Origin of the sequence: Candidatus Nitrosotalea sp. TS (assembly GCF_011319465.1) — an archaeon.
Lineage (GTDB): Archaea > Thermoproteota > Nitrososphaeria > Nitrososphaerales > Nitrosopumilaceae > Nitrosotalea.
Genome location: NZ_RCMB01000020.1, coordinates 1 through 8,489, shown reverse-complemented (window position 1 = coordinate 8,489; position 8,489 = coordinate 1). Strand labels below are relative to the sequence as shown.

17 protein-coding genes are annotated in these 8,489 nt (G+C 40.6%); 10 read left to right on the top strand and 7 right to left on the bottom strand.

What is annotated here, in order from left to right:
* Positions 1 to 92, top strand: a 92-nt coding sequence (locus tag DYY67_RS09495) for a DUF899 family protein (protein ID WP_166392632.1), incomplete at its 5' end; no start/stop codon positions are given.
* A 255-nt stretch (positions 93 to 347) separates the two neighbouring features.
* Here the strand turns inward: DYY67_RS09495 and DYY67_RS09490 are convergent.
* From DYY67_RS09490 to DYY67_RS09470, 6 genes are all read right to left on the bottom strand, one after another.
* Positions 348 to 1,058, bottom strand: coding sequence for a hypothetical protein (locus DYY67_RS09490; RefSeq protein ID WP_166392631.1), 711 nt, complete (start codon positions 1,056 to 1,058; stop codon positions 348 to 350).
* The gene (locus DYY67_RS09485) at positions 1,055 to 1,573 is read right to left on the bottom strand and encodes a hypothetical protein (protein WP_166392630.1); all 519 of its coding nucleotides are present in this window, start codon (positions 1,571 to 1,573) and stop codon (positions 1,055 to 1,057) included. The genes DYY67_RS09490 and DYY67_RS09485 overlap by 4 nt, the downstream gene beginning before the upstream one ends.
* Before the next feature lie 50 nt (positions 1,574 to 1,623).
* On the bottom strand, positions 1,624 to 2,424 hold the full coding sequence (locus DYY67_RS09480; protein WP_218584714.1) for a hypothetical protein: 801 nt from the start codon (positions 2,422 to 2,424) through the stop codon (positions 1,624 to 1,626).
* Between the two features lie 123 nt (positions 2,425 to 2,547).
* Entirely contained in the window at positions 2,548 to 2,772 is a 225-nt protein-coding gene (locus DYY67_RS09475) for a hypothetical protein (RefSeq protein WP_166392628.1), read from the bottom strand.
* An 81-nt stretch (positions 2,773 to 2,853) separates the two neighbouring features.
* Complete coding sequence (locus DYY67_RS11235) at positions 2,854 to 3,003, bottom strand: TRASH domain-containing protein (protein ID WP_320416045.1); 150 nt, start codon at positions 3,001 to 3,003, stop codon at positions 2,854 to 2,856.
* Positions 3,000 to 3,278, bottom strand: coding sequence for an Lrp/AsnC family transcriptional regulator (locus tag DYY67_RS09470; RefSeq protein WP_255493119.1), 279 nt, complete (start codon positions 3,276 to 3,278; stop codon positions 3,000 to 3,002). Before DYY67_RS09470 ends, DYY67_RS11235 begins: the two co-directional genes overlap by 4 nt.
* Before the next feature lie 98 nt (positions 3,279 to 3,376).
* On the opposite strand from DYY67_RS09470, the gene DYY67_RS09465 reads away from it, so the two are divergent.
* The 6 genes from DYY67_RS09465 to DYY67_RS09440 all read left to right on the top strand — a co-directional run bounded on the left by DYY67_RS09465 (position 3,377) and on the right by DYY67_RS09440 (position 6,881).
* Positions 3,377 to 3,529 (top strand): heavy-metal-associated domain-containing protein, encoded by a 153-nt coding sequence (locus tag DYY67_RS09465; RefSeq protein WP_166392627.1) that lies wholly within the window; start codon positions 3,377 to 3,379, stop codon positions 3,527 to 3,529.
* On the top strand, positions 3,519 to 4,310 hold the full coding sequence (locus DYY67_RS09460; protein ID WP_166392626.1) for a heavy metal translocating P-type ATPase: 792 nt from the start codon (positions 3,519 to 3,521) through the stop codon (positions 4,308 to 4,310). Before DYY67_RS09465 ends, DYY67_RS09460 begins: the two co-directional genes overlap by 11 nt.
* 77 nt (positions 4,311 to 4,387) lie before the next feature.
* Positions 4,388 to 4,534, top strand: a complete 147-nt coding sequence (locus DYY67_RS11945) for a hypothetical protein (RefSeq protein WP_166392625.1) — start codon at positions 4,388 to 4,390, stop codon at positions 4,532 to 4,534.
* Entirely contained in the window at positions 4,500 to 5,837 is a 1,338-nt protein-coding gene (locus DYY67_RS09450) for a heavy metal translocating P-type ATPase (protein WP_166392624.1), read from the top strand. Before DYY67_RS11945 ends, DYY67_RS09450 begins: the two co-directional genes overlap by 35 nt.
* A 53-nt stretch (positions 5,838 to 5,890) precedes the next feature.
* The gene (locus tag DYY67_RS09445; protein WP_166392623.1) at positions 5,891 to 6,064 is read left to right on the top strand and encodes a hypothetical protein; all 174 of its coding nucleotides are present in this window, start codon (positions 5,891 to 5,893) and stop codon (positions 6,062 to 6,064) included.
* 298 nt (positions 6,065 to 6,362) lie between these two features.
* Complete coding sequence (locus DYY67_RS09440) at positions 6,363 to 6,881, top strand: hypothetical protein (RefSeq protein WP_166392622.1); 519 nt, start codon at positions 6,363 to 6,365, stop codon at positions 6,879 to 6,881.
* 78 nt (positions 6,882 to 6,959) lie between these two features.
* Here the strand turns inward: DYY67_RS09440 and DYY67_RS09435 are convergent, their stop codons facing one another.
* Positions 6,960 to 7,097: a YHS domain-containing protein gene (locus tag DYY67_RS09435; protein ID WP_166392621.1), complete on the bottom strand. Its 138-nt coding sequence runs from the start codon at positions 7,095 to 7,097 to the stop codon at positions 6,960 to 6,962.
* A gap of 113 nt (positions 7,098 to 7,210) precedes the next feature.
* On the opposite strand from DYY67_RS09435, the gene DYY67_RS09430 reads away from it, so the two are divergent.
* The 3 genes from DYY67_RS09430 (at position 7,211) to DYY67_RS09420 (ending at position 8,321) form a co-directional block, all read left to right on the top strand.
* On the top strand, positions 7,211 to 7,717 hold the full coding sequence (locus tag DYY67_RS09430; RefSeq protein ID WP_166392620.1) for a FixH family protein: 507 nt from the start codon (positions 7,211 to 7,213) through the stop codon (positions 7,715 to 7,717).
* Between the two features lie 194 nt (positions 7,718 to 7,911).
* The gene (locus tag DYY67_RS09425) at positions 7,912 to 8,118 is read left to right on the top strand and encodes a type II toxin-antitoxin system HicB family antitoxin (RefSeq protein WP_166392619.1); all 207 of its coding nucleotides are present in this window, start codon (positions 7,912 to 7,914) and stop codon (positions 8,116 to 8,118) included.
* Positions 8,115 to 8,321 (top strand): type II toxin-antitoxin system HicA family toxin, encoded by a 207-nt coding sequence (locus tag DYY67_RS09420; protein ID WP_166392618.1) that lies wholly within the window; start codon positions 8,115 to 8,117, stop codon positions 8,319 to 8,321. Before DYY67_RS09425 ends, DYY67_RS09420 begins: the two co-directional genes overlap by 4 nt.
* Positions 8,322 to 8,489 lie beyond the last annotated feature (168 nt).

The window sequence follows — 8,489 nt, the reverse complement described above, 5'->3', positions numbered from 1 at the left end:
GGGGTATGTACCAATGGCTCGATCGAGCTCCTAAGGGGCGCAACGAGACTGGCGTCTGGTGGCGTCGTCACGACGAGTACGACAAGTGTTAAGTAGATGTCATCATCACTCCTGCGGCACACGCTGTTTTATTTTTAAAAAGTAAGAGTGTTAAACTGATTCGCAAGATCTCTTAGTGGATCCAAAATAACGACCCTCATACTAGAGTATTACAGGACTCGAATCTTACAGTATCAAAAGCAATCGGATATCCTTAATTCAAAAAGCCAAGAAGAAAGATTATCCGAATTGATGATCTTGTATAAAAAAGAGATTGTTAAATTAGTGTCAAATAGTTGAAAGTGGTTTCATACGCCACAAATATCAGAAACATTCCAGAAATCAGCAACCTGTTTTGCGTTGTATTTGTAGTCATGAATCAGTTTCTTGGCAACACCTTCGTTAACATAGTAATGCCAACAGTGACAACAACAAGGACCTTCCCCTGAAATCTTCATTGCTTGTTCGTATACAGTTTGCTCTGATGCACTCAATGTGGTTTTGCTGTCATAGTCTATCCACTTTTTTGCAGTGTACACAGCAGTCTTGTACGGATTTAGTGGAATATCAGGTATATTCGAATATTGTTGGAGTTTTTCCAGATGCTCATGGTATTCTGTAGTATTTTGAAGAATCCCACAGCATTGGCCACCAAGATATTTTCCACTTATGTTGTCAAGACTCACGCCTGGACCGGTGCAGCTGCCGCCTATATTTGGAGACGAAGTGAGCAGGCTATCTACACTAGCACTGCACGAAATTATCTGGCTGTCTAGATCAACCAGCTCAGGATCTACTGATTTGGTGAGGCCCTTACTTTGATTCATGAAAACATTCTTGCCTGTCTGCGTAGGGATGGAATCGTAAATCTCAAGCAGCTTGCTATCTGCATGTTGAAGAGATACAGATTCTGAAGGAGAAAGCCCATGATAATTAATCAAGACAATACAAATTACTGCAATTACTGCTATCGACCCTCCACATATTGCAAAATACTTTGTCGGTATTTTCAATTTCATATCTTGCACCTACCTGACTCCACCAGTCCCTTGGAAATGAAATACATGGACATAACAAGGATACCTATGCTTGGCAAGCTGAATTCTAGTCCTTTCAGAGGTAATATCGCAAGTCCTCCCGCAACTCCAAAAATAGAGACTAGTGTAGTCGAACAGGCAGAACACGCGGAAGAAAACGCGCCGCCAAAAATCCCTCCAAAGCCAGCAAGATTTCTCTTGCCACCAAAGGATCTAGTGAAGCGTACTTGGTAGATTATCATTGAGATCGTCATGCCAGAAAGTATGGAGACTGCAATAATTGACGCAAACAGAGCAGCAGAGTAATCTAGTATGTTTACAGCTCCGTTTGTTATCACATCAATCATTAATTTGGCAGAAGAGTGAAGTCTTAACACTGTAACAAATGTTGAAAAGTTGTTGACTAGAATGAAAATAAAAAACATGAAAAAGGAAATCAGTACAGACACTGCAACATATCTTGTATCTCTAAAGACACTTTGAAATGCGCTTTTCATCACTGTTATATTCATTGTTCAACTCACAAATATTGAGAATGACTGGCGTTTTATTTTATTGAACATGACTCTCTAGAAGATTTTCTGATAGCTTTTGCCATTATGTATGGAGTTGCTAACAGTGCTGGGATGGATATTGCCATGAAAATACTTTGAAGTTGCAGTCCGTATGTTGTAAGAAATATTGTGGTCGCAGTAGTGGTGGCGGTGATTCCCATGTTAGTGAGCAAAAAGAATATTGTACCGGCACATGTGGGACATCCGACAAAACAGCCTGTGGCTGCTCCAAATATTCCTAACCCTTTACTCTTTCTTGCAATTGAAAATGCCTTTGCCATCATTGTAAAGTTCAGACCAACCAAGAAGGAGACTATTACCCACAGCACCAAGTTGAGTGGAATCAATTGAAAGCCCCAATGCTCTGTAAAGGTGGAAAGAACCATGGGCATCTGCCCTAGAAGGCCACAGCATGGAGATAGCTCTGCCATAGGCACTGAAAGGCCGTAATCAGTGAAGTTCAGCTCTGGTTTGTATAGTATTATGCCTGAACCGAACGCAAAAAACAGGCCGTATCCAATGGCACTGATGGTAAAGATCCGCCTTGATTTTCTGCTGTTAATTACGCTTGAAATTATGGAAGAGGTAGAATTGTCTGCATCCCCTATCTTTGCCCTGTAGAATCTGTGCAAGCCCCATCCGATGGAACCAAAAGACAGGAACATGATTACGTATGTCACTATTGCCAGCCTTTGCAATGCTGGCATGGACGCTGGTGTGATTATGAGTGAATGGTTATTCCAGTATGACAAAAACGAGACCAGCATTGCGACAAATCCAACAGTAATGAGCATTTTATGAGAACGAAAAACCGTCTTCTGCTTTTCCAACTGCTCAAAAGTCAGTTTATTAATATTAAATCGTATCTTCAACGATTACAGGTTATATTTTAATACCAATCTTTACAATTGTAAAAATTAATTCTTCTTCTTGACAACCCTGTTGCTAAACCACATTGCTCCGCCAATGGCAGCACACATTGCAGGACATAGTCCTAGTGTCAGAAATGTTGGAGCTATTGCTGCAAGAGCAGGATTGTGAGTTGCAAACGCAAAGTAAAACACTGCTGTTGCTCCTGCACCTGCTACGGAGAAGATCGCGATTTTCCTCTTTGATATTCTTCCTGTACCACAAGACATCATGAACGGCAATATTTTTTCACATTAATAATACTTGCGAAGAATTGCAGTTTTATGATCTGACTTTTCTGTAGGGACATCTTGCTACTCGAGCGCCTCAATTCTGCCCTTGTATTTTTCTTTGTACAGTGATTTGCATGACGTGCAACAAAAAAATCTCTCCGCATTTGCAAATCTTAGAATGCTTGGTTTTCCATGAACAGGTCCCTTGCAATAGTCACATGACAATTTCACAAGTGCTCCCTTGTCGAAGTTTTATCGGATGGCCTTTTGAGTGCCTTCTCACGAATGTGATCTAGTATGACGCTTGTTTTTGTCTCAAGTTTTCCCAAATCAATGTCAGGCAAGACTGCCTTTATCAGACCTACGTTAACCAGTCTCTCATAGCGTGTCTTGACTGTAGGGGTGCTTACGTTGATCTCTCTTGCTATCTGTCTGAAAGATTTTCTGCCATCCTTGATGAGAGATTCCAACAGTGCAATATCTATCTCATCTAGCTTGAGCGGCATGACAGTGATTACATCTCATGCATGTATATCTTGTACACTTTACAATTGTAAAGTTCCATAGTTAAGTAAATGACGTGCGTAATATATCATGATATTCCATGATTGTTGAGGTAGCCAAGCAAGAAGAGAAAACCAGGCGAACGGTATTGAAGATAGGCGGAATGCACTGCGCTGGATGTGTCAGTTCCATCCAGAGATGTATTTCAGATGTTCCGGGAGTAAACAAAGTAGAGGTCAACCTTGGCTACTGAAAAGGCTACATTAGAATTTGATCAAACAAAAGTTAAACTTGATTCTATTGAAAAGGCAATTGAGGAAATAGGTTACAAGGTAGTCTACGAAAAACTATCTTTGAAGATTAGTGGAGTTTCAGATTCTACTGATTCGGCGAGACTTGAGCAAAAATTGCTACAAATTAATGGCATCAAGTTAGCGTCCGTCAATTATGGAAATTCACAAATTAATATCGAATACAACTCAGCCCTCCTGTCTCTTGCAGACATTAGAAAGAAGATCACAGAGCTCGGATATGGCATTCTAAGTGAAGATCTAGGAATATCAACACAGGACATCGAGGCAAGAAAACTCAAACATCTGTTCATAGTTGGAATTATTCTTACTGTTCCTGTTATTTTATTCAGCTATCCCGAAGTTTTCAAATTTTTGGCTATATCCGGAACAAACATTGCGGCATATACCATGTTTGTATTTGCGTCAGCGGTTCAGTTTGTGACTGGAAGCAGATTCTACACTGGCGCGTTTCGAATTGCAAAGATGAGGTCTGCAAACATGGATACCCTGGTTGTGCTCGGTACGACCGCAGCCTATGTCTTTAGTGCATTCAATACGTTTCCGGTTCCCCACTGGCATGCCATGTATTACGATGCAGCGGCAGTTGTCATCACATTCATAATTTTAGGCAAGTACATGGAGCTAAAAACCAAGGGCAAGACCAGCTCCATAATCCGGAAGATGCTTGAGCTCCAGCCCAAGACTGCTATAATAAGAAAGAAAGATGGCAAAGAGGCTTGAGATAGCGGTGGAACTTATCCAGCCTGAAGATATTCTAGGTAGTCAGGCCAGGAGAGAAGATTCCGGTCGATTCCTCGGTGGTATTTGGTACCTCGGCAGTAGACGAATCCATGATAACTGGCGAGTCTGTTCCTGTAACAAAAAAGATTGGAGACAGATGCGATAGGTGGGACAATCAACAGAGAAGGAATGCTTGTTGTAAAAGCAACCAAAGTTGGCTCTGACTCGTTTCTCTCGCAGGTAGTAAAACTTGTGGAAGAAGCAATGGGCAGAAAGCCTCTCCTGCAAAAATTGGTTGACAGGGTTGCAGGATACTTTGCATACGCGGTAATGGTTGTCGCTCTATCTACTTTCATTGTCTGGTATTTTGCAGTAACACACGGCGTTGCTGGTGCTGCAATAATTCCCGCAGTTGCTGTGCTCGTTGTTGCATGTCCATGTGCACTAGGTCTTGCTACTCCTACTGCAATCATGGTTGGTATGAGCAAGGGTGCATCAAATGGCGTGATATTTAGAGGAGGAGAGGCGATGGAGATGCTAAACAAAATCTCGGTGGCAATCTTTGACAAGACAGGAACTCTAACACAAGGAAAGCCTCAGGTGACAGACGTGGTCGAGATAAAAAAATTGGCCATGGTTGTTCCTGCAATCAGTTCTGACAAAAATGAAACTACACTAACCCTTGCAGCTATTGCAGAGAAAGGTTCTGAGCATCCGTTAGCAAAGGCAATTGTTGCACATGTGCAAGATCAAGGAATGAAAATAGATGATGCGTCATACTTTGAAGCAATTGCAGGACTTGGCGTGATAGCTACCCACAACAACTTGAGTTTGAAGGTTGGCAGTCCCGCATTCATGCAAAATCAGAAAATAGACATATCGTCTTCCAATCAAATAATTGGGAAACTACAGGAAGAAGGAAAAACAGCAGTGATAGTTTCTGTGGGTGATGTGGTTCTTGGAGTCATAGGACTACTTGATACTCCAAAGCAAGGGGCAAAGGAGGCTGTCTCTATTTTGAAATCAATGAAGATAGAACCTGTAATGCTTACAGGAGACAATGAAAAGACTGCAAGCAAAGTTGCCCAGATGGTAGGCATAGAGAGGATCTTTGCAGGTATCTTGCCGTCAGGAAAAGTAGATGTGGTAAGGAGGATCCAAAATGAAGGCAAGAAGGTAGCCATGATTGGAGACGGAATAAATGATGCACCGGCTCTTACTGCAGCCGACGTAGGGATAGCGGTAGGATCTGGCACGGACATTGCAATAGAGGCCGGCAAAGTGATTCTTGTCAGAGACGACATTCGAGATGTTGTTACTGCAATCGAGATTGCAAAGAAGACTGTAGGAAAGATAAAGCAGAACCTGACTTATGCTTTCATGTACAACGCGATCTTGATTCCTGTAGCTGCTGTAGGATTTCTGTATCCAGCACTTGCTGGAATAGCGATGGCAGCAAGTTCGGTTTCTGTTACCATGAGCTCACTTGCCATGAAAAGATGGACTCCAAAGAGAAAGAAGAATTAATTTTTACAAATGTAAAGATCTGGATTAAAATATCAACACTGTCAAAATAAGTAATGTTTGGTTCACAAAAACATTGCCACGTCTGTGGAATGGATGTAAAGAAGGAAACTGGCATCAAGAGATTTGGCAAATACTTTTGCTCCAACGAAGACGCCCAAAAGTACGCAGAGATGCAAATGGCAAGAAGCAAGGAAGACTCTGGTCGAGGCGGTGGTTGCTGCTGTTAAGCTCACAGAATAAAACTGAATCTCAATTCCTAGATATTTTGAATCATGACAAAATCAGAATAGGAGATCCTTGTTCACATTGTAAGAAAGGCAGGATGGAACTTCATTGTTCAACAAAAGGAGTCAAGTTGGGAGGAAAATTTGCACTGACAATCTTCTGGAAATGCGACAACCAGGAATGTATGTTCACCCTACATCAAGTATGATTTTTTGCATTAGCTGAGTGTTTAGATTTTACAATTGTAAACTACTGATAATTTATATCTCTCATAACAAGTAACGCTTGAAAAGAGGTTAGATGAAAATAAAACAAGACGAAAACTCAAAGAACATGTCAAGATCAAAGAAATCAAAATTGCTTGCAATAGGTGTGGTAATCGCAATAGCTATTGGAATTGCAGTTTTGATGGAATATCAAACGACTAAAACCTTAACCGGAAATGCATATACGAACCCGCCAATGGATTCCATGGGCATGATGCACTTTCATCCACAACTCACATTTGTAGTAGATGGCAAGCAAGCTACAGTGCCCGCACAGATAGGAATCGATCCTACCTTGTGGAATGATCACTCGCTTGATTCGTATGGCATGACAGGAATGGCGCCGTTGCACACCCATGATACTTCTGGCACCATTCATGTGGAGTCTTATGCAAACCGATATTACACTTTTGGAGAGTTTCTTGGCATTTGGGGGCTAAATATGGGTGGATACAATGTGTTCATGACAGTCAATGGCCAGACAGTATCAGATTATAAAAATTACATCTTGCATGATGGTGACAAAATAGTACTCTCACTTAGCACAAAATAGCTAGGGCCAGTAATGGAACAGAAAAGCGAAAAGAACTTTGTTTGGAAATTCACTGCCATTGCTTGTGGGGGACTGCACTCAAGTATACTTGGTAGGATTCTTCTCAAATGCACCTTTGCAAGACGGGCAGCAAAAGTAGTAGGTCTGGCCACCGTGGTTTGATGACGGCATGTTCTTTTCGTCTACTTCCATTTTACATACTGGATCCTTAGCCATACTTCAAACTTGTATGGTTCCTGAGATATTTAACTAGAGTATTTTACATTTGTAAATGTCTCAACTAAAATATGATAAGAAACCAATATAGCTAGTTGCCATTTAATAAAACTATGATAGTGACAGTAATCGCAATAGCTGCAGTAGTTACGATAGCTGGTCTTTTTTCAAATACGGTATTTGGTCTGGGATGTTCGCCTACATCGATGATGCAGGGTTGGAAGGATCTTTCAACTAACTCTATGATGGAAAGCGGCGGTATGATGTCAAGTATGATGAACCAAGTTCCAAAAGATGTCATAATAAAGATAGAATCAAGCCAACAAGTATCAGTGGGAAAAGAAGATCAAATCAAACTCCTTGTACTAGACAAAAATACTGGTACTCCTCTAACTGACGCGCAAGTAACTGTTGGATTGGAAGAAGGTACTCCTATGGGTACAATGAATATGGTAGGTGAAATGTTTGATGCAGAAAATCTAGGAGATGGAACATATCTAGTCAAATTCACGCTTGATTCTCCTGGTTACTATACGTTACACACCCATGTAATTCCTGCTGGAAAGTCAATGTATTCTATGATGGAAAATCACATGGATATTGGAATAATTGCGAAATAGCATGCCATAGTCACCACGGACTAGAATCTAAAATCGATTTGTCCGTGTTTTAAAGTGGGGAATTAAACTAGAACAAAACACATCAAGATAATGTCGGTTTTTGCGGAGAACTAAACTGATTGGAGACTTGGTAGTTAACAAGAATATGAATTCAAAAGTATCAATTTTATATAATAAAACAACTACCCTAACTCATGGCACAAAGAAGAGATTACAACATGATAATAAAAAAAGATGGTAAATTCTATGTTGGATATTGCCTTGAAATACCTCAAGCTAGGGGACAGGGAAACACCAAAGCTGAGGCAATAAAGGATACAAAAGATGCTATCAAGCTCTGCCTATCCTATTTGGAAGATAAAAAAAGAAAGTCTTCTAATCTGGTAACTGTTTCAGTTTGAGCCTGCCAGTACTAGGCTGGAGAGAAGTTTTCAAAGCATTAAGAAAAAAGGGATTTTATGCAACAAGACAATCTGGCAGTCACATTATAGTGGAAAACGGAGAAGGCATCTGGACTGCAATTCCCCGAAAAAATGAACTTGGCAAGGGGATTATTATTGAAAATAATATCCGATTGCAGTCTTACCAAAAAAGAATTTCTTGATCTATTGTAAATTTGGACTGGGCATTTTTAAAGTAGAACTAAACTAACTGAACATTCTTTCCATCCGAACCCTAGACCTAATTGAACGCTCATTTTGAAATCGACCTAGTTTTGATCTAAATAAAAAGTATATCAGTTTAAATCCAAGTCAACCCAAATGACGCCTGA

Excerpts from the sequence above, each read along its gene's own strand:
- DYY67_RS09435 (WP_166392621.1), bottom strand. The coding sequence starts at position 7,097 with ATGGCTAAGGATCCAGTATGTAAAATGGAAGTAGACGAAAAGAACATG.
- DYY67_RS09480 (WP_218584714.1), bottom strand. The coding sequence starts at position 2,424 with ATGCTCATTACTGTTGGATTTGTCGCAATGCTGGTCTCGTTTTTGTCA.
- DYY67_RS09440 (WP_166392622.1), top strand. The coding sequence starts at position 6,363 with ATGAAAATAAAACAAGACGAAAACTCAAAGAACATGTCAAGATCAAAG.
- DYY67_RS09465 (WP_166392627.1), top strand. The coding sequence starts at position 3,377 with ATGATTGTTGAGGTAGCCAAGCAAGAAGAGAAAACCAGGCGAACGGTA.
- DYY67_RS09485 (WP_166392630.1), bottom strand. The coding sequence starts at position 1,573 with ATGAAAAGCGCATTTCAAAGTGTCTTTAGAGATACAAGATATGTTGCA.
- DYY67_RS09430 (WP_166392620.1), top strand. The coding sequence starts at position 7,211 with ATGATAGTGACAGTAATCGCAATAGCTGCAGTAGTTACGATAGCTGGT.
- DYY67_RS09475 (WP_166392628.1), bottom strand. The coding sequence starts at position 2,772 with ATGATGTCTTGTGGTACAGGAAGAATATCAAAGAGGAAAATCGCGATC.
- DYY67_RS09490 (WP_166392631.1), bottom strand. The coding sequence starts at position 1,058 with ATGAAATTGAAAATACCGACAAAGTATTTTGCAATATGTGGAGGGTCG.
- DYY67_RS09470 (WP_255493119.1), bottom strand. The coding sequence starts at position 3,278 with ATGCCGCTCAAGCTAGATGAGATAGATATTGCACTGTTGGAATCTCTC.
- DYY67_RS09445 (WP_166392623.1), top strand. The coding sequence starts at position 5,891 with ATGTTTGGTTCACAAAAACATTGCCACGTCTGTGGAATGGATGTAAAG.
- DYY67_RS09425 (WP_166392619.1), top strand. The coding sequence starts at position 7,912 with ATGGCACAAAGAAGAGATTACAACATGATAATAAAAAAAGATGGTAAA.
- DYY67_RS09450 (WP_166392624.1), top strand. The coding sequence starts at position 4,500 with ATGCTTGTTGTAAAAGCAACCAAAGTTGGCTCTGACTCGTTTCTCTCG.